We start from the raw sequence: 23,081 nt of genomic DNA, 5'->3' as shown, positions 1-23,081 counted from the left end.
GGCGTCAGGACTGCGGAATCAGCGGGTCGTCGGGATCGTCGTCGAGTTCCTCGCCGTCGAGCCTGACCTCGTCGTCATCATCGAACGACCACTCCTGCGGCCCGTCATCGTCGTCCGGGCCACCATCGTCGTCCGGGCCGTCACCGGGGAGTCCGGCGTCAGGCAACGGCCCACCAGCGGCGCCGGCCGAGCGCCCGGCGGGGATTCCCGACAGCCGTTCGATGACCAGATCCAACTGTTCCAGGTCGGTGTAGCTGACGACCACGCTGCCGCCGCCGGACCGCGGGTCGTGGTCGATCGACACCGCGAGACCCAGCTGCTCGCGCAGGTCGCGCTCGACCGCCAGGGTGTCGGCGTCCTTGACCATCTGGCCGGATGACGCGACGCGCGGCGCCTTGGCCGGCCGCTGTGCCGGCTCGGGCCGGCCCCGCTGGACCAGGCGCTCGGTGTCCCGCACGTTCAGCTTGCGGGTGACGACCTCGCGCGCCAGGGCCACCGCGTCGTCGTGACCGAGCAGCGCCCGGGCGTGCCCGGCCGTCAGCTGGCCGTCTTCCAGCAGCGAGCGAACCTCGTCCGGCAGGTTCAGCAGCCGCAGGGTGTTGGCGACGTGGCTGCGGCTCTTGCCGACCGCCCGCGCCACGTCTTCCTGGGAGTGACCGTATTCCTCGATCAGCCGGTGGTAGCCGTCGGCTTCCTCCAGCGCGGTCAGGTCGCGGCGCTGAACGTTCTCGACCAGCGCGATCTCCATCGCGGTGCGGTCGTCGAACTCGCGGACCAGCACCGGCACTTCATGGAGCTGCGCCAGCTGCGCGGCCCGCCAGCGGCGCTCGCCGGCGATGATCTCATAGTTCTCGCCGTCCGGTGATCGACGAACCAGGATCGGCTGCAGCACGCCCTGCTCGCGGATGCTCTCGGCCAGTTCGGCGAGGTCTTCCTGGTCGAACCGGCGGCGCGGCTGAAACGGCCCCGGACCCAGGCGCTCCACCGGCAGCGTACGGGTCTGGCGGAGCCGCTCGAGCTGGGCCTGATCCTCCTCCTCGTCGCCGAGCAGCGCGGACAGGCCGCGTCCAAGCTTGTTGGTCCGGCGGCGGGTGGAGTCGTCTGTCATTCGCTCGGGAATCCTCTGCTCAGGCCGCCTCGGCCAGTGCCCGCTCGCGGCGCAGCACCTCGCGCGCCAGATCCAGATAGGCCCGCGCCCCGCTGCACGCCATGTCGTACACGATCACCGGCTTTCCGTAGGACGGAGCCTCGGACACCCGGACGTTGCGCGGGATCACCGTCCGGTACACCACATCGCCGAAATGCCCGCGCACATCCGCCGCCACCTGCTCCGACAGGTTGTTTCGCCGGTCGAACATGGTCAGCACTACCCCCTGGATTTCCAGGTCGGGGTTCAGGGACTTCCGCACCCGCTCGACCGTACGGATCAACTGCGACAGCCCTTCCAGGGCGTAGAACTCGCACTGCAGCGGCACCAGCACGGCGTCCGAGGCGACCAGCGCGTTCAAGGTCAGCAGGCCGAGCGACGGCGGGCAATCGATCAGGATGTAGTCGTAGGGCGAGCCCGCGGCGTGACGGACCAGCGCCTCGCGCAGACGGAACTCGCGATGCTCCATCGTGACCAGCTCGATCTCCGCCCCCGACAGGTTCGGCGAGGCCGGCACGACCTCAAGCCCCGGGACCTCGGTCTGGATCGCCGCCTCGGCGATCGAAGCCTCGCCGATCAGCACCGCGTAGGAATCCGCGTCGCGCGCCTTGCGCGGCACGCCGAACCCGGTCGATGCGTTGCCCTGCGGGTCGAGATCCACCACCAGCACCCGCTTTTGACAGGCTGCCATGGCGGTGGCGAGATTCACCGCCGTGGTGGTTTTGCCGACGCCGCCCTTCTGGTTCACGATTGCCAGAATGCGCGGTGCCACTACCATCCTAGAGTCGGTTTCAGACATCGGTCACACCCTCCAACCGAAGTACGACCCCGCGCGAATCACTAAGGCTCGGAGCCTTGTCAATCCTCATGTTCCAGTGTTCCTGAGCGGTAGTCAACTCGGCATCCGTCCGCTCGCCCTTCAGGAACAGGTATACGGTTGATTTATCGACGAATGGACGGGCGTAGTGCAGCAACTCCGAAACCGATGCCAATGCCCGCGCAGTGACGATTCCCGCGCGAATCGGACGTAGTGCCTCGATTCGGCAGCACTCGATTGTCACTTTCGTGTCGGTTACGCGGGCGGCCTCCTGCAGGAACGCCACCTTGCGGCGGTCGGCCTCGACCAAGGTGATGTCGCTTCGGCCGAGAATCGCCAGCACCAGTCCGGGAAAGCCGGCACCGGAACCAAGGTCGAGCACCGGCCCGGCCAAGCCTTCCATGTGCCGGGACAGTTGCCCCGAATCCAGGACGTGGCGCGACCAGACATCCGGCAGGCTTGCTGGTGCCACCAGGTTAATGCGCGCCTGCCATTTCACCAGCAACGCGACATACGCCGCCAGCCGGGCGCCGGTCGCATCGTCAAAGCCCAGCGCCGCCTGAACATCCGCCTGGTTCATACCGTGTCAACAGGCTCAGACGTGGCAGATTCACGCGGTTTCTGGCCCTTCACATGACGCAGCAACGCCAGGGTAGCGGCCGGCGTCACTCCTGGTAGTCGGGCCGCCTGACCAAGGGTTCGCGGACGAGCGCGCTGCAGAATCCCGCGTATTTCGGTCGAGAGCGAGCCGATGCTGGCCGGATCCAAGTCATCGGGAAGCACCAGGGCCTCGTCGCGGCGAAACGCCTGGATGTCGATGTCCTGACGTTCCAGATAGCTGGCGTACAGCGCTTCGATCGACAACTGGTCGAGAATCCCCGGGGGTATCGTCGCGATCTCCGGCCAGGCCTGCAGAATCTGCTCCCGCGAGACCCCGGCATGCCCGAGAAGATCCCAGGCCCGGCGTCGCTGACCGTCCTGGTTCACCGAAATGCCGCGGCGGGCCAGCTCCGGCGGGGTCCCCGCCAGATTCCGCAGTGTTTCACGTGAAACATTCAGCGCGTCGCGCTTCGCGCAGTAGGCTTTCCAGCGCGCTTGCCCCACCAAGCCGGCGTCTCGGCCGAGCCCCGTGAGGCGCTGGTCGGCGTTGTCGGCCCGCAGCCGCAGCCGATACTCGGCCCGGGAGGTGAACATGCGATAAGGCTCAGGCGCTCCGCGGCTGATCAGGTCGTCGACCATGACGCCGAGATAGCCGTCGGCCCGGTCCACCGCGAAACCCGCCGTCGCGCCGCCAGCCGCCAAGGCCGCGTTCGCACCCGCGATCAGGCCCTGGCCGGCCGCTTCTTCGTAGCCCGTGGTCCCGTTGATCTGGCCGGCGAGGTACAGACCCGGAATCCGGCGGGTTTCCAGTGCCGGGGTCAGTTCCCGCGGGTCGACATAGTCGTACTCAATGGCATAGCCGTGCTGCAGGATGCGCGCCCGCTCCAGCCCGGGGATCGAGGCGACAACCGCGTCCTGCACGTCGCGCGGCAGCGAGGTCGAGATGCCGTTTGGATAGACCGTTGGATCGTCCAACCCCTCGGGCTCCAGGAAGATCTGGTGCCGCGGCTTGTCGGCGAACCGGACCACCTTGTCCTCGATCGACGGGCAGTAGCGCGGCCCGGTCCCGCTGATCTGTCCGGAGTACATCGGCGCCCGGTGCAGGTTGGCCCGGATCAGCTCATGCGCGGCCTCGGACGTATGGGTAATGTGGCAGACCGTCTGCGGGACGGTGATCCGGTCGGTCAGGGTCGAGAACGGCTCGGGCGGATTGTCGCCGTCCTGGGTCTCCAGGCCGCCCCAGTCGATGGTGCGGCCATCCAGCCGCGGCGGCGTTCCGGTCTTCAGTCGTCCGAGCGGAAATCCCGCCTGCTCGAGCGTGCGCGCCAAGCCCACGGCCGGACCGTCCCCGACCCGGCCCGCCGGCGTGCGTTCCTCGCCAAGGTGGATCTCGCCGCGCAGGAACGTCCCCGTGGTCAGGACCACCGCCCCCGACCGCCGTTCGGACCCGTCGGCCAGCCGAACCCCGAGACAGCGGCCGTCCGATACGATCAGGTCCTCAACCGCTCCGGCCTCGATCGCCAGGCATTCGAACTCGGCGAGGATGTCGGCGATCGCGGCCTTGTAGAGCTTTCGGTCGGCCTGGGCCCGCGGGCCGCGGACCGCCGGGCCTTTCGAGCGGTTCAAAACCCTGAACTGGATACCGGCTCGATCGATGGCCCGGCCCATGATGCCGTCGAGCGCGTCGATCTCCCGCACCAGATGACCCTTGCCGAGCCCGCCGATCGCCGGATTGCACGACATTGCGCCGATCGTGTCGATTCGATGGGTCAGCAGCAAGGTCCGGGCGCCGATCCGCGCCGCAGCGGCCGCGGCCTCGCATCCGGCGTGCCCGCCACCGACCACGATGACGTCGTATCCCCGCGGTGTCGCCTGACTTTCCATTCGCTGGAGATACGGATTCCGCCACCGTCTGTCAAAGAATCGGCGCGATGTTTCACGTGAAACATCGTGGAGATCACTTGCCGAGGCAGAACTCGCGGAAAATCACGTCCAGAAGCTCCTCGACATCAACCTTCCCGGTGATCCGGCCCAGCGTGCGCGCCGCCAGACGCAGATCCTCGGCCGGCAGCTCCAACGGGACGCCCGCTCTCAGAGCATCGCGGGCGCGTCGCACACCGTCCAGCGCCTCCTCAGCGGCGTGACGGTGGCGCGCGCGGGTCAAGGTCGGGGCTTCGCGAACCGCCATCCGGGCCTCCAGCTCGGTCCCGATCCGGCGCATCAGCGCGTCCAGCCCTTGTCCAGTGGTCACTGACACCGCAATCCACGGATCTGGAGGGTTTCCGCCCCGATCGATCTTGTTGGCAATGGCGATCGCATCGCCGTCCAACCAACGGGCAACCGTTTCACGGTCGACACCGCCGGCACTCCAATCGACCACCACAAGGCGGAGATCGGCGTCCTCGGCCCGCGCCAGGGCGCGCCGGACCCCTTCCCGCTCCACCGAATCGGCGGATTCGCGCAGCCCGGCGGTGTCCGCTACGGTCGCCGGATACCCTCCTATGTCCAGGTATACCTCCAGGACCTCCCGGGTCGTCCCGGCGGTTGCACTGACGATCGCTACATCTCTATTTGCCAACCAGTTGAGCAGGGATGACTTACCCGCATTCGGAGGTCCGACAATCGCCATACGCAGGCCTTCCCGAAGACGCTCCCCGCGTCCGGCGTCCGCCAGATGGCGCTCCAGCGCCTCGGCCAGGCCGCCAAGATCGCCTGTCACCCCCTCCAGGACATCCGTCGGCAGATCCTCGTCGGGAAAATCGATCCAGGCCTCCAGCCGCGCCATGGAAAGGACCAGGGCGGCCCGCCACCCCTCATAGATCCCGGCGAGCCCGCCGGATGCCTGGCGCAGGGCCTGGCGGCGCTGGGCGGCGGTCTCGGCATCGACCAGATCGAGCACGGCCTCGGCCGCGGTCAGATCGAGGCGATCGTTCAGGAACGCGCGTCGGGTGAACTCACCCGGATCGGCGGGACGGACGCCGGGCAGGCTCAGCAGGGCGCCCAGCACCCCGTCGATCACGGCACGCCCGCCGTGCAGGTGAAGCTCCGCCACGTCCTCGCCCGTGAAGCTGGCCGGCCCCGGAAACACCACGACCATGGCATCGTCCAGCGCCTCGCCATCCCGTGGATCGCGCAGCAACGCCCGGCTCATCCTGCGGGACGCCGGGATCCGGCTGGTCAACGCCTTGACCGCGCCCAAGGCTGCCGGTCCGGACAGCCGGATCACCGCGATCCCCGCCCGCCCAGGCGCTGTCGCCAGAGCCGCAATCGTGTCACCACCGCCTTCGCTCATCCCGACACCGTCACGATCCCGTCTGATCCTCGCTTCATCGCGGTGATGAACGGCCCGCTCGTCAACGTCAAGATCCGCCCGGCGGGCGGTTCCGGTGATTGCCGCCCGCGACACCATCCCCGATACTGCTTCGGCGTACGGTCCGAACGCCGGCAACCGACGGGATCCGCCATGCCCACCATCGATCTCAACAGTCCCACCGGCCCGATCCGGGTGTCCAGCGACGGCGATGCCGTGGTCGGGATCACCTGGATCGAGCCCGGAGCAAGCCTCGAACCGGCAATACCTGACGCTGTTTCACGTGAAACGGCCGCCCAGCTGTCCGCCTATTTCGACGGCCGCCTGACGGTGTTCGACCTGCCGATCCGGTACCGCGGCGGGTCCGCCTTCGAACGGGCGATCTGGGATGCCATGCGGGCCATTCCCTGGGGCGAGACCAAGACCTATGGCGACCTTGCCACCCTCACCGACGGGGTCGCCCGGGCCGTCGGCGGCGCCTGTGGGCGCAACCCGATTCCGATTGTCGTGCCCTGCCACCGGGTAGTCGGCTCCGACGGACGGTTGGTCGGGTTCTCCGGCGGCGCCGGCGTCGCGACCAAGCAATGGCTGCTCGACTTCGAGCGCGGCCAGGCCCGCCTGTTCTAGACCGCCGTTGTCGCGCTGCGGGGCATGTAGACGGCCGGCCGGTCGTCGTCCTAGGGTTTCGGCTCCCGAACACCGGCCCTGACAGGGAGAACGTGATGCCCTATGCAACCGTCACCGCCAAGGACGGCGGCTCGTTCCAGGCCTATGTGGCGACGCCCGCGAAATCCCCCGCCCCCGCCCTGGTGGTCATCCAGGAGATCTTCGGGGTGAACAAGGTGATGCGCGACCTGACGGATTCCTTCGCCGCCATGGGCTACCTGGCGATCTGCCCGGACATCTTCTGGCGCATCGAGCCGGGGATCGACATCACCGACCAGACCGAGGCGGAATGGCAGAAGGCGTTTGAGCTGTTCGGAAAGTTCGACGTCGACGCCGGCGTGCAGGACCTGATCGCCACCCTGGAGCACGCACGCGGCATGGCGGAATGCACCGGTAAGGCCGGCTCCGTCGGGTACTGCCTCGGCGGCAAGCTCGCCTACCTGATGGCCGCGCGGTCAAATGCCCAGGCCAATGTGAGCTACTATGGGGTCGGACTGGATGAGTTGATCGCCGAGGCCAACGGGATATCCGCCCCGTTCCTGGCGCATGTCGCCGAGAAGGACGGCTTCGTGCCGCCGGAAGCCCAGGCCAAGTTCGTGCCGGTGCTGGAAGCGCACCCGAACGCCGCCGTGCACGTATACCAGGGCCAGGACCACGCCTTCGCCCGGGTCGGCGGCAAGCACTATGACAAGGCGTCGGCCGACCTCGCCAACCAGCGAACGCGCGACTTCCTCGCCCGGCATCTTGGATGATCGGTCCCGGCGCGGCAGGACTGCCATGCCGCGTGGGGTCTTTTCCGCTGTGACGCACGGCCCTAGGGTCGGCGCCGCGCTAAAATTCCGTCCACTGGGAGTCTAGGACCATGGTCAAGGCCATTCGTTTCCACAAGCCCGGCGGGCCCGAGGTGATGCGCCTCGAGGACGTCGATCTGGCCGCCCCGGCCGCCGGTGAGGTGCAGGTCAGGCACACCGCCATCGGTCTGAACTACATCGATACCTACCACCGCAGTGGGCTGTACCCGCTTCCGATGCCGCACGGCCTCGGCATGGAGGGTGCCGGGACCGTCGCCGCGGTCGGAGCCGGTGTCTCCGACCTGAAGGCCGGCGACCGGATCGCCTACGCCGCCCCGCCGCCGGGATCCTACTCGGAAGCCCGCAACATCGAAGCGACGAAGGTCGTCAAGGTCCCGGACGGGGTCGACGACAAGACCGCCGCCGCGATGATGTTGAAGGGCATGACCGCGCAGTACCTGATCCGTCAGGTCTACAAGGTGCAGTCCGGCGACACCATTCTGATCCACGCCGCTGCCGGCGGCGTCGGGCTGATCGTCAGCCAGTGGGCCAAGGCCCTGGGCGCCACCGTGATCGGCACCGTCAGCTCCGATGCCAAGGCGGCGCTGGCCAAGGCCAACGGCTGCGACCATCCGATCATCTACACCCGCGATAATTTCGTCGAGAAAGTCCTGGAGATCACCGGCGGCAAGAAACTGCCGGTGGTGTACGACTCCATCGGCAAGGACACATGGCCGGCCTCGCTCGACGTGCTGCGGCCACGTGGCACCATGGTCAGCTTCGGCCAGGCTTCGGGCCCGATCCCCCCGGTCGATCTCGGCATCTTCGCCCAGAAGGGCTCGCTGGTGTTTACCCGGCCGACGCTGATGACCTTCACCGCGACCAAGGAGGGCCTGGCCACCATGGCCAACGACCTGTTCGACGCGGTGAAGTCCGGCAAGGTGAAGATCAACATCGAGCAGACCTACGCGCTCGCCGATGTGGTCAAGGCCCACCAGGACCTGGAAGGCCGCAAGACCACCGGCTCCACGGTGCTGATGCCGTAATTCGAACGGCGGTCCAGACAAGCGAAGGGCGGGTCCGATGGACCCGCCCTTTTGGTATTCGCCGGCCAGTTCCCTCAGGAATTCATGGCGTCGAAGAAGTCCGCGTTGTTCTTGGAGTGCTTGAGCTTGTCCACCAGGAACTCCATGGCGTCGACCGTGCCCATCTGCATGAGGATGCGGCGCAGCACCCACATTTTCGACAGCACCGGCTTGTCGACCAGCAGCTCTTCCTTGCGGGTGCCCGACCGGGTGATGTCGATCGCCGGGAAGGTCCGCTTGTCGGCGAGCTTGCGGTCCAGGATGATCTCGGAGTTGCCGGTACCCTTGAACTCTTCGAAAATCACCTCGTCCATGCGCGAGCCGGTGTCGATCAGCGCGGTCGCGATGATAGTCAGCGAACCGCCCTCCTCGATGTTCCGGGCGGCACCGAAGAACCGCTTCGGCCGCTGCAGGGCGTTGGCGTCGACACCGCCGGTCAGGACCTTGCCGGACGACGGAACCACGGTGTTGTAGGCGCGCGCCAGACGGGTGATGGAATCCAGCAGGATCACCACGTCCCGCTTGTGCTCGACCAGCCGCTTGGCCTTCTCGATCACCATCTCGGTGACGGCGACGTGGCGGGTCGCCGGCTCGTCGAAGGTCGAGGAGATGACCTCGCCCTTCACCGAGCGGTCCATGTCGGTCACTTCCTCGGGCCGCTCGTCGATCAGCAGCACGATCAGGTAGACCTCGGGGTGATTCTCGGCGATCGCGTGCGCGATGTTCTGCAGCATCACGGTCTTGCCGGTGCGCGGCGGCGCCACGATCAGGGCGCGCTGGCCTTTGCCGAGCGGCGAGATCAGGTCGATGACCCGGGTGGTGAATTCCTTGTTCTCAGGCTTGAACGGCACTTCAAGGCTGAGCTTCTCGTCCGGATACAGCGGCGTCAGGTTGTCGAAGTTGATGCGGTGCCGCACCGCGTCCGGATCCTCGAAGTTGATCGCGTTGACCTTCAGGAGCGCGAAATACCGTTCACCGTCCTTCGGCGCGCGGATCTCGCCTTCGACCGTATCGCCGGTCCGCAATCCGAACCGCCGCACCTGGCTCGGTGACACATAGATGTCATCCGGGCCCGGCAAGTAATTCGACTCCGGCGATCTGAGAAAACCAAATCCGTCCGGCAACGTTTCAAGCACGCCTTGGCCGAAGATCGCCACGTCGTTGTCGGCCAACTGCTTGAGAATCGCGAACATCATGTCCTGCTTACGCAGGGTACTGGCGTTCTCGATCTCCAACTCTTCGGCAAACTGCAGAAGGTCGGCGGGCGATTTTTCTTTCAGTTCCTGGAGATTCATTGGATCCGAGCTTATGGATTGGCGGGACGACTCGGCGTTTCGGTTTGCCGGTCACACCGGCCAGCGGCCAGTGTCGTATCGATGCGAGTTGTCCCGGAAGGATTCCCAAACCGCCTTCAGGCGGGCTTTTTCAAACGCGTTACCGAAACGCGCGAAGCTTGTCAATCACCGTCTGTTGTATACACGCGGCATTCAGAAGGGTTTCAGGACTACCAGGAAGACAATTCCGATCAAGAGCAAGGTCGGCATCTCATTCCAGAACCGGTAGAACCGAGGCGAGCGACGATTCTCATCACGTTCGAACGTCTTTCGCCAGTAGCCGAAGAGATGGTGCACGAAAGTCATCGCGACTACCAGCATTAGCTTTGCATGCAGCCAGCCATCCGACAGCCACCCCGGACTGAGCGCCAGCATGGCCCCACCGAACACCCAGGTCCCGACCATCGCCGGGTTCATGATCGCGCGGAAGAGGCGCCGCTCCATGACCTTGAAGGTTTCCGACTGGGAAGTCCCTGAATCCGCTTCCGCGTGGTAGACGAACAGCCGCGGCAGATACAGCATCCCCGCCATCCAGGCGATCACGCTGATGATGTGCAATGCCTTGGCAATGCCGTACCAGTCCATCGCGACTCTTTCCCCTTCAGCCCCGTACCCGCGCCACCAGGGCCTCGACGTGGGCCAGCGGGGTGTGCGGCAAGATGCCATGACCAAGGTTGAAGATGAACGGCCCGCCGCTCAACGCATCGAGGATCCGGTCGGTCTCGGCCGCCAGAGCATCGCCGCCGGCCACCAGCGCAATCGGGTCCAGATTGCCCTGAACCGGCCGCTCCGCCTGCAACGCACACGCCATCGCCAATGGAATCCCGGAGTCCAGTGCCAGCGCCGTCACTCCCGTTGCCGAGCCGTAGCCACTGGTCATCACCCCGGCACCGCGGGCGAAGCCGATGACCGGTACGCCCGGATGCAAGGCATTCAACCGCTGTACGATCGTGGCCGTCGGCTGCACCACCCATTTTTCGAACAGGCTCTCTGGTGCCGCCCCCGCCCAGCTGTCGAACAGTTTCACCACCTGGGCACCCGCCCGGATCTGCTGGTCGAGATAGAGAACGGTGGCGTCGACCAGCGTTCCCATCAGGACCGAGAACCCGTCCGGATCGCTGTAGGCCCACAGCTTCAAGGCCGCAAAGTCGCGGCTGCTGCCGCCCTCCACCATGTACGAAGCAACGGTCCAGGGCGCACCGGCAAAGCCGATCAACGCCGTCTCGGGTCCCAGGGCGGCGCGGACGCGCGCCACCGTCTCGCAGATCGGTGCGAGTTTGGCTGCGAAGGTGTCGGGATCGAACACCGGTATTCCGGCTCGGTCCCGGATCGGTTCCAGGATCGGCCCGCGGCCTTCCTCGAAACGCAAGGAACGGCCCAGCCCATACGGCACCATCAGGATGTCGGAGAACAGGATCGCCGCATCGAAGCCGTAGCGCCGGATCGGCTGCAATGTCACCTCGGCAGCCATCTCCGGCGACAGGCAGAGGTCGACGAAACTGCCGGCCCGGGCCCGCAGCTCCCGGTACTCCGGCAGATAGCGACCAGCCTGGCGCATCATCCAGAGCGGCGGTGTATCCAGTGTTTCACCGGCCAGCGCACGCAGCAGCAGAGATTGGGTCATCCGGTCAGGCTCCCTGGTTGGCCCCTATCACTAATCTATTTATTTTTAAATAGAAGGAGGGAGGTAGCAGTAGGACCCATGAAGATCGGGGATTATCTGCTATCCCCGATTCGACACACAAGCTGTTGGCGTCGACGCGTACGCGTCGCGGGTTGTGGAGCGTTGGTGGATGAGCCGGTTGTGTCCATTGTAGAGTGGCGATGTAGGCGGGATCGGAATGACGGGGATAACGGGGATGTTTCCAGCGCAACCGAGTTCTCCCCGACTCCCCGGCTGGCCGTGCAGAACAATCCCCTTGGGGACAGCCCCGGCGTTGTGCCAGGGACGCTTCGGCATATCTTCGCTCGAACCCGGTGCGGCGTGGATAACCCCATTGATCCCCCCAACCCTGTCCCCAAGGCGCTGTGGATGACTTCGTCCCCGATACTCCACCTTCATCTGGTGTCCGACGCGACGGGTGAAACCAATCATCAGATTGCCCGGGCCTGTCTGGTTCAGTTCGACGGCGTGCGGGCCAAGGAGCACGTCTGGTCGTTGGTTCGAACCCGCAGCTATCTCGAAAAAGTGATCACCGGCCTGGAAGCTCATCCGGGGCCGGTGCTGTTCACGCTGGTCGAACCGGAGCTTCGCCGCCGTCTCGAGGAAGCGTGTCGGCGACTTGAGGTGCCGTGCATATCCGTGCTGGATCCGATCCTCTCGGCACTGGGCGCGCATCTCGGGCTCCAGTCGCACGGCCGGCCCGGTCGCCAGCACGAGATGGACGCGGCGTATTTTCGCCGGATCGAGGCGATGGACTTCACTCTGGCCCACGACGACGGGCAGCTCGTGCACGACCTGGAAGACGCCGACATCGTCGTGGTTGGGGTGTCGCGCACCTCGAAGACCCCGACATCGCTTTATCTCGCCAACCGCGGCTACAAGACCGCGAACGTCCCGATCGTTCCGGGGATCGATCTGCCGGACGAGCTGTTTCACCTCAAGAAGCCTCTGGTCGTGGCTTTCACGACGGATCCCACCCGGCTGATCCAGGTGCGTCGCAACCGGGTGCTCATGCTCAAGCAGCGCGAGGAGACCGACTACGTGGCCCTGGAACGGGTCCGCAAGGAGGTCTCCGACGCCCGTCGGCTGTTCGAGCGGCAGAAATGGCCGGTGATCGATGTAACCCGACGGTCGATCGAGGAAACCGCCGCGGCCGTGCTCCAGCATCTGGAGAACGACGATGCCGACAATGGCTGAACCGGTGAATGAGGCCGCCGTCCTGCGCGGATCGGCAACCACCCCGGTCATCCTCGCCTCGGGTAGCCGGTTCCGCGCGCAGATGCTGAAAGCCGCCGGCGTTCCGTTCACGGTCGTGGTCGCGGGCGTCGACGAGGCGGCGGTGCGGGAGTCGCTGGGTGCCGAAGGCGCATCGACCGATGATGTCGCCATCGCACTGGGCGAACTGAAGGCGGTGGCGGTATCGCGCCGCCGCCCGGATGCCCTGGTGATCGGCTCCGACCAGATGCTCGACTGCAACGGGATCTGGTTCGAGAAGCCGATCGACCGCGATCACGCGCGCGCCAGTCTGGTTGCGCTTGCCGGGCGGGAGCACCAGCTGGTGACCAGCGCTGTGGTCGCCCTGGCCGGCACCCGGATCTGGCACACGGTGCAGACCGTGCGGATGCGGATGCGCCCGTTGTCGGAGGCTTATATCGACGCCTATCTGGACGCGGTCGGCGACGACGTACAGTCCTCGGTCGGGGCGTATCAGCTCGAGGGGCTTGGCGCTCAGTTGTTCACGGCGGTGGACGGCGACTATTTCACCGTGCTCGGGCTACCCCTGTTGCCGTTGCTGGACTTTCTGCGGGTCCACCAGGTGCTGGCGCGCTGATGAAGATCCTCGGCCTGACCGGTTCGATCGGTATGGGCAAGTCGACTGCCGCAGCGATGCTGCGTCGCCTCGGTGTACCGGTGCATGACTCCGATGCGGCGGTGCATCGGTTGATGGCGCGCGGTGGAGCCGCGGTCCCGGCGATCGCCGAGGCTTTTCCAAACACGGTGCGCGACGGAGCGGTCGATCGATCGGCGCTTGGAGGCATCGTCTTCGCCGACCGGAGCGCGCTGGCCCGGCTGGAGGCGATCGTTCATCCCTTGGTCGCACGGGAGGCCGAGCGCTTCCTGGCGCGCCACCGTCGCCTCCGCACGCCGCTGGCCGTGCTGGACGTGCCGCTGCTCCTGGAAGGCAAAGGGCATCGGCGTTGCGATCTCGTTGCGGTGGTCAGCGCGCCGCCGGCGGTGCAGCGGCAGCGCGTCCTGGCCCGCCCGGGGATGACGGAATCGCGCCTGAAGGCTATTCTAGCCAAGCAGATGCCGGACCGGGAAAAGCGTCGGCGAGCCGATGTGGTCATCCCGACCGGCCTGGGTCGGGCGGTGACGATGCGTCGCCTGGCGCGCCTGGTGAACGACCTTCGACGAGGGGAAAGATCGACATGCGTGAGATCGTGCTCGACACGGAGACGACGGGCCTGGACCCCGACACCGGTGACCGGATCGTCGAAATCGGCTGCGTCGAGCTGATCAACCACGTTCCGACCGGGCGGACCCTGCACCACTACATCAATCCCGAGCGCGACATGCCGCTGGGTGCGTTCGAGGTGCATGGCCTGTCCAGCGAGTTCCTGTCGGCCTACCCGGTGTTCGGAGCGCTCGCCGACGAGATCCTGGAGTTCCTGGGAGATGCCGTGCTGGTGATTCACAACGCCAGCTTCGACATGAAGTTCATAAATGCCGAGCTGCGGCGCCTCAACCGGCCGGAAATTCCGATGAGCCAGGCGCTCGACACGGTTCAGCTGGCGCGGCGGAAGTATCCGGGCGCCCAGGCCAGCCTCGACGCATTGTGCCGCCGGTTCGAGATCGACAACGGCCACCGCACCCTGCATGGCGCGCTGCTTGATGCCGATCTGCTGGCGGCGGTGTACCTGGAGTTGATCGGTGGCCGGCAGCCGGATCTGGCGTTGGCGGCCCAGAAATCGTCGGATGAATCATCCGGCGCGCGAACGTCGGAACTCCGCGAAGCGCGGCCTTACCGCGAGCCGCGTCCGCACGCGCCGAGTGCCGAAGAACTGGCGGCACACCAAGCGTTCCTGGAGTCGATCAAAGACCCGATCTGGGCAGCGGGATAGCGCCCGGCCGGCTGCCGTTCAGTTGATCACCGGAGGGGTGCTTGCCGCCGGCGCGGCACCGCTGGTTTCCGATGCGTCGCCGGAACCGGCACTCTGCCGGTACATCGACGCGAAGTCGACCGGCTGGATCAACAACGGCGGGAAGCCGCCATCGCGGGTCACTTCGGCAATGATGGCACGGGCGAACGGGAACAGGATCCGCGGGCACTCGATCAGCAGCACCGGATGCAACGAGTCTTCGGGGATGCCCTGCAGCGTGAACAGTCCGCCATACGTCAACTCCGCAAGAAACAGCTGCGAGGTGCTGTTCTTGCCCGAGGCGGTGATCTTCAGGACGACTTCGTACAGGTCGTTGTCGGCCACCTTGGCGGCCTGGACGTCGACGTTCACCTCGATCCTCGGCGCTTCGCTCTGTGGCTGCAGGCTGGCCGGGGCTTTCGGGTTCTCGAACGACAGATCCTTGACGTACTGGGCATGGATCTGGATCGGCAGGGCGACGGCCGGCTGGGGCGCAGAGGTGTCGGACATGGCGTGAGCGCTTCCCGCAGTGAGAGGATGGCCGGTCGCCTATCACGGTTCCGGGGTGTGCACAACCGAGGCGTCCGGCCCCGGCCGCAACTCGACGACGGTCCCGTTGCCGACCGCAAGCCCGGTCAGTCCACGGATGAAACCCCAGTGGCTGACATAGACGGTCTCGCCCCAATCGGTCGCGCGGTGCATCCGGCTGGCGAACACGCCGCAACGGCCGGACAGCTGGGCCTCGGACTCGCCGTTCGCCGACCACCAGCGCTCTCCCAGCCGATCGAAATCGATTCCCGGCCACAGCTTGCGCAGCTCCGAGGCCGGCGTGCCGATGTCGCAGGCGAACCAGCAGCGCTCGCGTACCAGGGAGTCGATCTCGATCGGCAATCCAAGCGTTTCGGCGACGATCGCCGCGGTCTCCAGGGTGCGCCGGTACGGGCTGGCGACGATGCGGGTCAGCCCGCGCGGCACCAAGGCGGTGGCCGCCGCGCTGGCCTGGGCGCGGCCAAGGTCGGTCAGTGCCGGGTCTTCGATGCCGGGGTCGACCCGGGTCTTGGCGAAGTGAACGTTGAACTCGCTCTGGCCGTGGCGCAGCAGGTACATCGGGTCAGCGCCTCTCGTCGTCGAGCTGCTTGGGGTCCTCTTCGGGCACTTCCTCGAAGTCGCCGTCGATGACCGGGCCGGAGCCGCTGCGCGCGGGCTGGCCAGGGCCGGTCGACCGCGACGCCCAGATCCGGGTGCCGCCACGCGCCATGGCCCAGGCCAGGATGGCGCCAATCAGCAGTCGGCGGACCGGCGGAATGAACAGGATCAGCCCGAGGGCGTCGGTCATGAACCCAGGGATCAGCAGCAGAAGGCCGGCCACCAGCAGGCCGAGTCCCGACAGCAGTTCGCCGACCGGCGTCTCGCCACGATCCAGATGCTCCTGGACCCGGGCCAGGGTCGCCATGCCCTGGATCCGGAACAACAGGACGCCAAAACCGGCCGTCGCCAGGATCAGCGCAACAGTCGGCAACGCGCCGATATTGCTGCCGATCTCAATCATCAGCCAGATCTCGATGATCGGCAGGCCGAGGATGACCAGTAAAACCAGGAAGCCCATGCTTGCCCTTCTGAAGTTCAGGCCCTATCTAGAACGACACGTCCGGAGACCGCTCCGGCGCCGCGTTCGTCTGACGGTTGGTCGCCAGCGGCGGACGCCACTCTAACCGTGGGTGCGCAGCCCGGTCCAGGCATGGCGCCGCGATCAAAATAGGCAACAGTGTGCCGTATCTCGACATCATCCTCCTGGCCATGCTCGCCGGCTTCGTCATTTTCAAGCTGCGCAGCGTGCTGGGCCGGCGCACCGGGCATGAACGGCGGCCGACCGATCCGTTCGCCGAGCCGCCCGAGACCAATGACAACGGCAACATCGTGCGTCTTCCGGACCGCTCGGCCGAGAGCCTTGACGCAACCGACGACGATGCCTCGGGCAGCTCGATGGCCGCCGGGATCATGCAGATCAAGCTGGCTGACGATAGCTTCGACGAGCGGGAGTTCCTGCACGGCGCCAAGGCGGCGTTTGCGATGATCGTCGAGGCGTTTGCCAAGGGCGACGTCGACGGGCTGCGACCGCTGCTGTCGCGCGAGCTGTACGGCGGCTTCGCGTCGGCCATCGAGGCCCGCGAGAAGGCGGGCGAGGTCCAGGAAACCACCATCGTCACCATCCGTTCGGCCGATGTGGTCGAGGCGTCGTTGGAAAACCGCATCGCCAAGGTCACCGTCGAGTTCGTCACCGAACAGGTGAAGGTCACGCGCGGCCCGGACGGCGAGGTGATCGAGGGTGATCCCGATCGGATCGACATCCTGACCGACATCTGGACCTTCGCGCGCGATATCGGCAACCGGGACCCGAACTGGGAGCTGGTCGCGACCCGTGTTCCCGAAGATTGAGCCCGGCCGCATGCAAGGCAACGCCGGCCGCGTTATTGCGTTGGTGCTGCTTGCCGGGCTGGTTCTGAGCGGCTGCGGCCGTGAGCCGAAGCCGACCCCCGACGCCGACGAACGCCTGATCCTGCAGCCGGCCAGTGTCGACGATCTGCCCGGATGGGCGCGCGATGACCCGCGGACGGCGCTGGCCGCGTTCCGGCGTTCCTGTGCGCCGTTGCTGCGAGGCGACCAATCACGGGCCATGGGGCCCGACGGCCGGTTCGGGACCCGCGCGGACTGGGCACCGGCCTGCCGCACGGCGTCGGCGATCGATGCCGGCAATGCCGACCAGGTGCGCCGGTTCTTTGGCGATACCTTCGCCGTCTGGCGGGCCAGCGACGAAAAGCCCGACGATGATCTGTTCACCGGATACTTCGAGCCGGAGCTGGCGGGTTCCCGCGTCAAGTCGCCGGCCTATCCGGTCACGCTGTACAAGCGGCCCCCCGACCTTGTCGACGTCGACCTCGGCGCGTTCCGCGAGGCGCTGAAGGGCGAGCGCATCGCCGGCCGGGTCAAGGACGGCAAGCTGGTTCCCTACGACGACCGCGCCGCCATCGACGGCGGCGCCCTGGTGGCCAAGGCCGATCCGCTGCTCTTTCTGGCCGATCCAATAGACGCGTTCTTCTTGCACATCCAGGGCTCCGGGCTGGTGGTGCTGCCCGACGGCACCCGGACCCGGGTCGGCTACGACGGCGCCAACGGCCACCTGTACTACGCGGTCGGGCGCTGGCTGATCGCCGAGGGCGAGGTGCCGAAGGAGAAGATGTCCCTGCAGGCGATCCGCGACTGGATGACGGCCCATCCCGATCGCCGCCAGGAGCTGATCAACCGCAACCCTTCCTACGTGTTCTTCCGTCAGCTCACCGGCGAGGGGCCGGTCGGCGCCCAGGGCGTCGCACTGACCGCCGGCCGCAGCCTGGCGATCGACCGCCGGCATCTGCCGCTGGGCGCGCCGATGTGGATCGACGTCGCCTACCCGACCGACACCGGATCCGAGCTGCGCCGGCTGATGATCACCCAGGACACTGGCGGCGCCATTCGCGGCCCTGTACGGGCCGACGTGTTCTGGGGCTCCGGCAAGCCGGCCGAGGCGCTGGCCGGCCCGATGGCGGCCAAGGGGCGCTACTGGCTGTTGCTGCCGAAGGGGCTGGATCCGCGCAAGGACGGGTGACGGGCGCCTTGCCCGACCCCCGCCCGCGTGCTAGCCGATGACCTCCGCAGTCTTGCCGGAGAGCCCTCCATGACCGGTTCCGGTCCACGCGTCGGCCTGTTCGTTACCTGCCTCGTCGACCTCTATCGCCCCACCGTCGGGTTCGCTGCCGTCAAGCTGCTGGAGGATGCCGGCTGCACCGTCGAGGTGCCGTCGGCCCAGACCTGTTGCGGGCAGCCGGCCTTCAACTCCGGCGATACGGCCGACACCAAGGCGGTGGCGCGCGGGGTGATCGATGCCTTCGAAGGCTTCGACTACGTGGTGGCGCCATCCGGTTCCTGCGCCGGGATGATCCACGAGCACTATCCCGCCCTGTTTGCCGACGAGCCGGAAACCGCCCAGCGCGCCCAGCATCTGGCAAAACGCACCCACGAGCTGGTGTCGTTCCTGGTCGACGTGCTGAACATCGAGCGGGTCGAGGCGATCTATCCGGAAACCGTGACCTACCATGATTCCTGCTCCGGGTTGCGGGAGCTGCAGGTCAAGGGTCAGCCGCGCCGGTTGCTGGCGTCCGTCGAAGGTCTGAGCCTCAAGGAACTGCCGGGCGCGGAGATCTGCTGCGGCTTCGGCGGCACGTTCTGCGTCAAGTACCCGGAGATCTCCGACAAGATGGTCACCGAGAAGGCGACCGACGTGGTCGGGACCGGCGCCGCCACGCTGCTGGCCGGCGACCTGGGGTGTCTGCTGAACATGTCCGGCAAGCTCTCCCGTCTGGGATCCGGAACGAAAGTACGCCACGTTGCCGAGGTGCTGGCCGGGATGGCCGACGGCCCGGCGATCGGCGAACCGGCCAAGGACTGAGGAGACAGCCGCCATGCAGTCCACCAGCCATTCGTTCAAGCAGAACGCCCACCACGCGCTGAACGACGCGACCCTGCAGCGCGCTCTGGGCAACATCAAGACCGGCTTCCAGGAGAAGCGCCGCCAGGTCATCGAGGCACTGCCGGAGTTTGAATCCCTGCGCGACGCAGGCCGCGACATCAAGAACCACACCCTGGCGAACCTCGATTTCTACCTGGAGCGGTTCGAGGAGAACGTGGTCGCCAATGGCGGCGTCGTGCATTGGTGCCGCACCCCGGCGGAGGCGCGCGAGACTATCCTGGCAATCTGCCGTCGGCGTAACGCCAAGACCGTGACCAAGGGCAAGTCGATGGTGGCCGAGGAGATCGGCCTCAACCAGTACCTTGAGGCGAACGCGATCGAGCCGGTCGAGACCGACCTCGGTGAATACATCATCCAGCTGCGCAACGAGCCGCCGAGCCACATCATCGCGCCGGCGATCCATGTGACCCGCGAGCAGATCGCCGACGATTTCCGCCGGCACCACGCCGACCTCGACCCGAACCGCCGGCTGGAGGAACCCCGCGACTTCACCGACGAGGCCCGCGCCAAGCTGCGCGACCGGTACTTCCAGGCCGATGTCGGGATCACCGGCGCCAACTTCCTGATCGCCGAGACCGGGTCGACCGTGATCGTCACCAACGAGGGCAACGGCGACATGACCCAGCTGCTCGGCAAGGCCCATGTGGTCGTGGCGAGCCTGGAAAAGGTGGTCCCGACCCTGGACGACGCGGCGACCATCCTGCGGCTGCTGGCCCGCTCGGCGACCGGCCAGGAGATGTCGGTCTACACCACGTTCTCGACCGGCCCGCGCCGCGCCGAGGACCTGGATGGTCCGGAGGAGTTCCACGTCGTCCTCCTGGACAACGGGCGCTCGGCGATGCTCGGCACCGAGTTTCAGGACATGCTGCGGTGCATTCGCTGCGCTGCCTGCATGAACCACTGCCCAGTATACGCAGCAGTCGGCGGCCACGCCTATGGCTGGGTCTACCCGGGCCCGATGGGGGCAGTGCTGACCCCGTCGTTGATCGGCATCGAGGAGGCCGGGCACCTGCCGAACGCCTCGACGTTCTGCGGGCGCTGCGAGAGCGTGTGCCCAATGAGGATCCCGCTGCCGAAGATGATGCGGCACTACCGCACCCGTGAGTTCGAACGCGGCCTGGCGCCGCCGAAGGCCAAGGCCGGCTTGAAGCTTTGGGCGTTTCTGGCGACCCGCCCGACACTGTACCGCGCCCTGACGGGCATGGCGGCCCGGGTTCTTGGCGCTTTCGGGCGCCGCGCCGGCCGGTTCAGGAGTCTGCCGCTGGCCGGCGGATGGACCGGGGTACGCGACATGCCGGCACCCGAGGGCAGGACCTTCCACGCCCTGTGGGCCGAGCGGAGGGCGGCGCGATGACCTCGGCCCGCGACCAGATCCTCGGCTCGATCCGCAAGTCGCTCGGCCGCGACGCGCTTGGCGGCGAAGCCGCGGCGGCCCTGCGCCAGCGTCTCGCCAGCCCGGCCCGCAACCTGATCCCCGACCGGACGGCCGGCCTGGACGATTCCGGCCTGGTCCGGCAGTTGGTCACCAAGCTGGGCGAGGCGGCTTGCACCGTTGACGAGGTGGCCTCGCTCGACGAGGTTCCTGGACGGATCGCCGCCTGGCTTCAGCGCGAGAACCTGCCGGCCCGCCTCGTTCAGGCGCCGGTCCTGCAGGGCGGGCTCGACTGGTCGAAGACCCCGACGCTGGAGGTCAAGACCGGGACCGCTGACGGGTCCGAGGACACCAGCGTGACCCCGGTGTTCGCGGCAGTTTCCGAAACCGGCACCCTGATGCTGCAATCCGATGTCGCAACACCGACCGGGCTGAACTTCCTGCCGGAGAACCACATCGCGGTGGTGCGCCGCAGCCAAGTGGTTGGCCCGCTGGAGGATGCCTGGGCGCGGCTGCGCTCGGCGCGTGCCGGGGCCGAAGGCGGGGGTCACACCATGCCGCGGACGGTCAACCTGATCACCGGCCCCTCGCGCACCGGCGACATCGAGCAGAAGATCCAAATGGGCGCCCACGGCCCGCGCCGCCTGCACGTGATCGTCGTCGACGGTTGATCCGCGCCTTGGTTCCGCGATGACCCGGCGTCCCCCGACACCCGATGAGCTGGAATTGTTCGGGCGGGTGATGGCCGAGACCAAACCGCTGAAGCGCCGTCGTCGTGGCACGGCGAAGGAGGCCGCGACCACCGTACCGCCAGACGCCCCGGCGAAGCCCGGCCCGGCGGCGGTTGCCGTGGGGTCGCCAAGGACCCCGCCCTCCGGCGGGCCGAAGAACCCGCCGCCCGGGCCGACTGCGCTGAGCGATCACGGCCATGGCACGGCGCCCGGCATCGATCGGCGCACCCAGTTGCGCCTGAAGCGCGGTCAGCTGCCGATCGAGGCACGGATCGACCTGCACGGCCTGACCCGCGAGAAGGCTCATGCCGGCTTGAACCGGTTCCTGGCCCGCCAGGACGCGCTGGGCCGGCGCTGCGTGCTGGTCATCACCGGCAAGGGCCGTCCGGACTGGCAGCAGCCGGCCTGGGGTTCCGAGGAGCGCGAGATCGGCGTGATCCGACGCGCCCTGCCGGGGTGGCTTGACGACCACCCGAACAAGCAGCGGGTCCTTGCCTATGCCCCGGCTCAACCCCAGGACGGCGGGTCCGGCGCCTGGTACGTGCTGCTGCGCCGCCGCCGTGACGACGCGACCGGCGACGGCGCGCCATGACCCCGCTGGGCGCCCGGTTGCGGCGGCTACGGGCCGACCGCGGCACGACGCTGGCGGAGATGGCGGCGGCCCTCGGGGTGTCGGCCGCCTACTTGTCCGCGCTGGAGCACGGCAAGCGCGGAGTGCCGCGGGCGGTGTTCCTGGAGCTGGTCAACGGCTACTTCAATCTCGGCTGGGATGACGCCGAGGACCTGCGGCGGTTGGCGGAGCTGTCGGATCCTCGCGTGGTGCTGGACACGGCCGGCCTCAGCCCGAAGGCGACCGAGCTCGCCAACCGGCTCGCGGCACGGATCGGCGATCTTGACGACGCCCGGCTGGACACCCTTCTGGCCGAGCTCGAAGATCCCTGAGTCAGCAGGAATCCTGCAGGCCAAGCACATCCATCATGGTGTAGAACCCGGCCTCTCGTCCAACTGCCCAGCGCGCCGCGGTGACCGCCCCGTTGGCAAATATGTGCCGCCCGCCGGCTCGGTGCCCGATCTCGATCCGCTCGGCCGGCCCGGCGAACACCACGGTGTGCTCGCCGATCACGTCGCCGCCGCGCATGGTCGCGAATCCGATCTGGCCCGGGATCCGCGCCCCGGTGTGACCCTCGCGGGACAGCACGGCCACGTCCTCGAACGACCGGCCACGGCCCTTTGCGGCCGCACGGCCGAGGCCGATGGCAGTTCCGGACGGTGCGTCGACCTTGCGGTTGTGGTGCATCTCCATGATCTCGATATCCCAGGGATCGCCCAGCGCCGCGGCCACCCGCTCGACCAGGGCGAGCAGCAGGTTGACGCCGACGCTCATGTTCGGGGCATAGACCAGGGGAATGCGCGCCGACAGGGCCTCCAGCGACCTCTCCTGCTGGTCACTCAGCCCGGTGGTCCCGGTCACGAACGGCGTGCCGGCTTCGGCCGCCGCGGCCGCATGGACAAGCGTGGCGTCCGGCAGGGTGAAATCGATCACCACGTCGGACGCCAGGACCGCGTCAAGTTGGTCAGTCGTCCGCAGGCCGATCGGAAGCAGCCCGGCAAGCGTCCCTGCATCGGCTCCGAGGTCGGCACTACCGGCCCTGACCGAGGCTGCCGCCAGCGCCGCGCCGTCCGCCTCGACGACCGCCTTGACGATCATCCGGCCCATGCGTCCGTTGGCCCCAAACACGCCAATCTGGGTGGTCATTCGAGTTTCTCCCGTCCTGCAGGGCGACCGCGCCGCTTGGGGCGCATGCCGATCGGACCACTGTCCGTCGGCGTGTCAAAGTTTATCTCACAAGTAGCTTTGTTC

The 23,081-nt window shown here is 67.3% G+C and carries 26 protein-coding genes; 14 read left to right on the top strand and 12 right to left on the bottom strand.

Annotated elements, in window-relative coordinates; all coding sequences use genetic code 11:
- Positions 1 to 4 precede the first annotated feature (4 nt).
- The 5 genes from RIC54_RS04600 to mnmE all read right to left on the bottom strand — a co-directional run bounded on the left by RIC54_RS04600 (position 5) and on the right by mnmE (position 5,856).
- The gene (locus RIC54_RS04600; protein WP_350098362.1) at positions 5 to 1,108 is read right to left on the bottom strand and encodes a ParB/RepB/Spo0J family partition protein; all 1,104 of its coding nucleotides are present in this window, start codon (positions 1,106 to 1,108) and stop codon (positions 5 to 7) included.
- 19 nt (positions 1,109 to 1,127) lie between these two features.
- A complete protein-coding gene (locus RIC54_RS04595; RefSeq protein WP_350098361.1) occupies positions 1,128 to 1,946 on the bottom strand; it encodes a ParA family protein in 819 nt (272 codons plus the stop codon).
- Positions 1,939 to 2,544 (bottom strand): 16S rRNA (guanine(527)-N(7))-methyltransferase RsmG, encoded by a 606-nt coding sequence (gene rsmG / locus RIC54_RS04590; RefSeq protein ID WP_350098360.1) that lies wholly within the window; start codon positions 2,542 to 2,544, stop codon positions 1,939 to 1,941. Before rsmG ends, RIC54_RS04595 begins: the two co-directional genes overlap by 8 nt.
- On the bottom strand, positions 2,541 to 4,448 hold the full coding sequence (gene mnmG / locus RIC54_RS04585) for a tRNA uridine-5-carboxymethylaminomethyl(34) synthesis enzyme MnmG (RefSeq protein ID WP_350098359.1): 1,908 nt from the start codon (positions 4,446 to 4,448) through the stop codon (positions 2,541 to 2,543). Before mnmG ends, rsmG begins: the two co-directional genes overlap by 4 nt.
- 73 nt (positions 4,449 to 4,521) lie before the next feature.
- Positions 4,522 to 5,856: a tRNA uridine-5-carboxymethylaminomethyl(34) synthesis GTPase MnmE gene (gene mnmE, locus RIC54_RS04580; protein WP_350150800.1), complete on the bottom strand. Its 1,335-nt coding sequence runs from the start codon at positions 5,854 to 5,856 to the stop codon at positions 4,522 to 4,524.
- A gap of 171 nt (positions 5,857 to 6,027) precedes the next feature.
- Here mnmE and RIC54_RS04575 point away from each other — a divergent pair, with 171 nt between their 5' ends.
- From RIC54_RS04575 to RIC54_RS04565, 3 genes are all read left to right on the top strand, one after another.
- On the top strand, positions 6,028 to 6,501 hold the full coding sequence (locus RIC54_RS04575) for a methylated-DNA--[protein]-cysteine S-methyltransferase (RefSeq protein WP_350098358.1): 474 nt from the start codon (positions 6,028 to 6,030) through the stop codon (positions 6,499 to 6,501).
- A gap of 95 nt (positions 6,502 to 6,596) precedes the next feature.
- A complete protein-coding gene (locus RIC54_RS04570) occupies positions 6,597 to 7,292 on the top strand; it encodes a dienelactone hydrolase family protein (RefSeq protein WP_350098357.1) in 696 nt (231 codons plus the stop codon).
- A 110-nt stretch (positions 7,293 to 7,402) separates the two neighbouring features.
- Positions 7,403 to 8,377, top strand: a complete 975-nt coding sequence (locus RIC54_RS04565; protein ID WP_350098356.1) for a quinone oxidoreductase family protein — start codon at positions 7,403 to 7,405, stop codon at positions 8,375 to 8,377.
- A 74-nt stretch (positions 8,378 to 8,451) separates the two neighbouring features.
- On the opposite strand, the gene rho is transcribed toward RIC54_RS04565, so the two are convergent.
- The 3 genes from rho to hemE form a co-directional block, all read right to left on the bottom strand.
- On the bottom strand, positions 8,452 to 9,711 hold the full coding sequence (gene rho, locus RIC54_RS04560; RefSeq protein WP_350150591.1) for a transcription termination factor Rho: 1,260 nt from the start codon (positions 9,709 to 9,711) through the stop codon (positions 8,452 to 8,454).
- 192 nt (positions 9,712 to 9,903) lie between these two features.
- Positions 9,904 to 10,335 carry a protoporphyrinogen oxidase HemJ gene (gene hemJ, locus RIC54_RS04555; protein WP_350098355.1) on the bottom strand — a complete coding sequence of 144 codons (432 nt, stop codon included), beginning with the start codon at positions 10,333 to 10,335 and terminating at the stop codon, positions 9,904 to 9,906.
- A 16-nt stretch (positions 10,336 to 10,351) separates the two neighbouring features.
- On the bottom strand, positions 10,352 to 11,374 hold the full coding sequence (gene hemE, locus RIC54_RS04550) for a uroporphyrinogen decarboxylase (protein WP_350098354.1): 1,023 nt from the start codon (positions 11,372 to 11,374) through the stop codon (positions 10,352 to 10,354).
- A 408-nt stretch (positions 11,375 to 11,782) separates the two neighbouring features.
- Between hemE and RIC54_RS04545 the strand changes: the two genes are divergently transcribed.
- Genes RIC54_RS04545 through dnaQ form a run of 4 tightly spaced genes read left to right on the top strand, consistent with a single transcriptional unit; the run spans position 11,783 to position 14,535 of the window.
- Entirely contained in the window at positions 11,783 to 12,610 is an 828-nt protein-coding gene (locus tag RIC54_RS04545; RefSeq protein WP_350098353.1) for a pyruvate, water dikinase regulatory protein, read from the top strand.
- Complete coding sequence (locus tag RIC54_RS04540; protein ID WP_350098352.1) at positions 12,603 to 13,244, top strand: Maf family protein; 642 nt, start codon at positions 12,603 to 12,605, stop codon at positions 13,242 to 13,244. Before RIC54_RS04545 ends, RIC54_RS04540 begins: the two co-directional genes overlap by 8 nt.
- Complete coding sequence (gene coaE, locus RIC54_RS04535) at positions 13,244 to 13,930, top strand: dephospho-CoA kinase (protein WP_350098351.1); 687 nt, start codon at positions 13,244 to 13,246, stop codon at positions 13,928 to 13,930. The genes RIC54_RS04540 and coaE overlap by 1 nt, the downstream gene beginning before the upstream one ends.
- On the top strand, positions 13,843 to 14,535 hold the full coding sequence (dnaQ, locus tag RIC54_RS04530) for a DNA polymerase III subunit epsilon (protein ID WP_350098350.1): 693 nt from the start codon (positions 13,843 to 13,845) through the stop codon (positions 14,533 to 14,535). Before coaE ends, dnaQ begins: the two co-directional genes overlap by 88 nt.
- An 18-nt stretch (positions 14,536 to 14,553) precedes the next feature.
- Here the strand turns inward: dnaQ and secB are convergent, their stop codons facing one another.
- Genes secB through RIC54_RS04515 form a run of 3 tightly spaced genes read right to left on the bottom strand, consistent with a single transcriptional unit; the run spans position 14,554 to position 16,159 of the window.
- Entirely contained in the window at positions 14,554 to 15,063 is a 510-nt protein-coding gene (secB, locus tag RIC54_RS04525) for a protein-export chaperone SecB (protein WP_350098349.1), read from the bottom strand.
- Between the two features lie 42 nt (positions 15,064 to 15,105).
- On the bottom strand, positions 15,106 to 15,660 hold the full coding sequence (locus tag RIC54_RS04520) for a histidine phosphatase family protein (protein ID WP_350098348.1): 555 nt from the start codon (positions 15,658 to 15,660) through the stop codon (positions 15,106 to 15,108).
- A 4-nt stretch (positions 15,661 to 15,664) separates the two neighbouring features.
- On the bottom strand, positions 15,665 to 16,159 hold the full coding sequence (locus RIC54_RS04515) for an FxsA family protein (protein ID WP_350098347.1): 495 nt from the start codon (positions 16,157 to 16,159) through the stop codon (positions 15,665 to 15,667).
- Positions 16,160 to 16,320: 161 nt separating this feature from the next.
- On the opposite strand from RIC54_RS04515, the gene RIC54_RS04510 reads away from it, so the two are divergent.
- The 7 genes from RIC54_RS04510 to RIC54_RS04480 all read left to right on the top strand — a co-directional run bounded on the left by RIC54_RS04510 (position 16,321) and on the right by RIC54_RS04480 (position 22,162).
- Complete coding sequence (locus RIC54_RS04510) at positions 16,321 to 16,989, top strand: Tim44/TimA family putative adaptor protein (RefSeq protein WP_350098346.1); 669 nt, start codon at positions 16,321 to 16,323, stop codon at positions 16,987 to 16,989.
- A gap of 10 nt (positions 16,990 to 16,999) precedes the next feature.
- Positions 17,000 to 18,196 carry a murein transglycosylase A gene (mltA, locus tag RIC54_RS04505; RefSeq protein ID WP_350098345.1) on the top strand — a complete coding sequence of 399 codons (1,197 nt, stop codon included), beginning with the start codon at positions 17,000 to 17,002 and terminating at the stop codon, positions 18,194 to 18,196.
- A gap of 69 nt (positions 18,197 to 18,265) precedes the next feature.
- Positions 18,266 to 19,036: a (Fe-S)-binding protein gene (locus RIC54_RS04500; RefSeq protein ID WP_350098344.1), complete on the top strand. Its 771-nt coding sequence runs from the start codon at positions 18,266 to 18,268 to the stop codon at positions 19,034 to 19,036.
- Between the two features lie 13 nt (positions 19,037 to 19,049).
- Positions 19,050 to 20,471 carry a LutB/LldF family L-lactate oxidation iron-sulfur protein gene (locus RIC54_RS04495; RefSeq protein WP_350098343.1) on the top strand — a complete coding sequence of 474 codons (1,422 nt, stop codon included), beginning with the start codon at positions 19,050 to 19,052 and terminating at the stop codon, positions 20,469 to 20,471.
- Positions 20,468 to 21,160, top strand: a complete 693-nt coding sequence (locus RIC54_RS04490; RefSeq protein WP_350098342.1) for a LutC/YkgG family protein — start codon at positions 20,468 to 20,470, stop codon at positions 21,158 to 21,160. Before RIC54_RS04495 ends, RIC54_RS04490 begins: the two co-directional genes overlap by 4 nt.
- Before the next feature lie 19 nt (positions 21,161 to 21,179).
- Positions 21,180 to 21,812, top strand: a complete 633-nt coding sequence (locus RIC54_RS04485; protein WP_350098341.1) for a Smr/MutS family protein — start codon at positions 21,180 to 21,182, stop codon at positions 21,810 to 21,812.
- Entirely contained in the window at positions 21,809 to 22,162 is a 354-nt protein-coding gene (locus RIC54_RS04480; RefSeq protein ID WP_350098340.1) for a helix-turn-helix domain-containing protein, read from the top strand. Before RIC54_RS04485 ends, RIC54_RS04480 begins: the two co-directional genes overlap by 4 nt.
- Before the next feature lies 1 nt (position 22,163).
- On the opposite strand, the gene dapB is transcribed toward RIC54_RS04480, so the two are convergent.
- Positions 22,164 to 22,976 (bottom strand): 4-hydroxy-tetrahydrodipicolinate reductase, encoded by an 813-nt coding sequence (gene dapB / locus RIC54_RS04475; protein WP_350098339.1) that lies wholly within the window; start codon positions 22,974 to 22,976, stop codon positions 22,164 to 22,166.
- Positions 22,977 to 23,081: the final 105 nt, after the last annotated feature.

The sequence above is a fragment of the Thalassobaculum sp. genome (assembly GCF_040219215.1).
Taxonomy (GTDB): domain Bacteria; phylum Pseudomonadota; class Alphaproteobacteria; order Thalassobaculales; family Thalassobaculaceae; genus Thalassobaculum_A.
The sequence above is the reverse complement of the archived record's forward strand: the minus strand, read 5'-3'. Positions and strand labels throughout refer to the sequence as shown.

Bases quoted from the DNA above. Each gene is read 5' to 3' on its own strand.
- dapB (WP_350098339.1), bottom strand. From the start codon at position 22,976: ATGACCACCCAGATTGGCGTGTTTGGGGCCAACGGACGCATGGGCCGG.
- hemE (WP_350098354.1), bottom strand. From the start codon at position 11,374: ATGACCCAATCTCTGCTGCTGCGTGCGCTGGCCGGTGAAACACTGGAT.
- RIC54_RS04570 (WP_350098357.1), top strand. From the start codon at position 6,597: ATGCCCTATGCAACCGTCACCGCCAAGGACGGCGGCTCGTTCCAGGCC.
- RIC54_RS04515 (WP_350098347.1), bottom strand. From the start codon at position 16,159: ATGGGCTTCCTGGTTTTACTGGTCATCCTCGGCCTGCCGATCATCGAG.
- dnaQ (WP_350098350.1), top strand. From the start codon at position 13,843: ATGCGTGAGATCGTGCTCGACACGGAGACGACGGGCCTGGACCCCGAC.
- rsmG (WP_350098360.1), bottom strand. From the start codon at position 2,544: ATGAACCAGGCGGATGTTCAGGCGGCGCTGGGCTTTGACGATGCGACC.
- RIC54_RS04545 (WP_350098353.1), top strand. From the start codon at position 11,783: ATGACTTCGTCCCCGATACTCCACCTTCATCTGGTGTCCGACGCGACG.
- RIC54_RS04490 (WP_350098342.1), top strand. From the start codon at position 20,468: ATGACCTCGGCCCGCGACCAGATCCTCGGCTCGATCCGCAAGTCGCTC.
- mnmG (WP_350098359.1), bottom strand. From the start codon at position 4,448: ATGGAAAGTCAGGCGACACCGCGGGGATACGACGTCATCGTGGTCGGT.
- hemJ (WP_350098355.1), bottom strand. From the start codon at position 10,335: ATGGACTGGTACGGCATTGCCAAGGCATTGCACATCATCAGCGTGATC.
- RIC54_RS04520 (WP_350098348.1), bottom strand. From the start codon at position 15,660: ATGTACCTGCTGCGCCACGGCCAGAGCGAGTTCAACGTTCACTTCGCC.
- RIC54_RS04600 (WP_350098362.1), bottom strand. From the start codon at position 1,108: ATGACAGACGACTCCACCCGCCGCCGGACCAACAAGCTTGGACGCGGC.
- rho (WP_350150591.1), bottom strand. From the start codon at position 9,711: ATGAATCTCCAGGAACTGAAAGAAAAATCGCCCGCCGACCTTCTGCAG.
- RIC54_RS04480 (WP_350098340.1), top strand. From the start codon at position 21,809: ATGACCCCGCTGGGCGCCCGGTTGCGGCGGCTACGGGCCGACCGCGGC.
- coaE (WP_350098351.1), top strand. From the start codon at position 13,244: ATGAAGATCCTCGGCCTGACCGGTTCGATCGGTATGGGCAAGTCGACT.
- RIC54_RS04565 (WP_350098356.1), top strand. From the start codon at position 7,403: ATGGTCAAGGCCATTCGTTTCCACAAGCCCGGCGGGCCCGAGGTGATG.
- RIC54_RS04575 (WP_350098358.1), top strand. From the start codon at position 6,028: ATGCCCACCATCGATCTCAACAGTCCCACCGGCCCGATCCGGGTGTCC.
- RIC54_RS04495 (WP_350098343.1), top strand. From the start codon at position 19,050: ATGCAGTCCACCAGCCATTCGTTCAAGCAGAACGCCCACCACGCGCTG.
- mnmE (WP_350150800.1), bottom strand. From the start codon at position 5,856: ATGAGCGAAGGCGGTGGTGACACGATTGCGGCTCTGGCGACAGCGCCT.
- RIC54_RS04485 (WP_350098341.1), top strand. From the start codon at position 21,180: ATGACCCGGCGTCCCCCGACACCCGATGAGCTGGAATTGTTCGGGCGG.
- secB (WP_350098349.1), bottom strand. From the start codon at position 15,063: ATGTCCGACACCTCTGCGCCCCAGCCGGCCGTCGCCCTGCCGATCCAG.
- mltA (WP_350098345.1), top strand. From the start codon at position 17,000: ATGCAAGGCAACGCCGGCCGCGTTATTGCGTTGGTGCTGCTTGCCGGG.
- RIC54_RS04540 (WP_350098352.1), top strand. From the start codon at position 12,603: ATGGCTGAACCGGTGAATGAGGCCGCCGTCCTGCGCGGATCGGCAACC.
- RIC54_RS04500 (WP_350098344.1), top strand. From the start codon at position 18,266: ATGACCGGTTCCGGTCCACGCGTCGGCCTGTTCGTTACCTGCCTCGTC.
- RIC54_RS04595 (WP_350098361.1), bottom strand. From the start codon at position 1,946: ATGTCTGAAACCGACTCTAGGATGGTAGTGGCACCGCGCATTCTGGCA.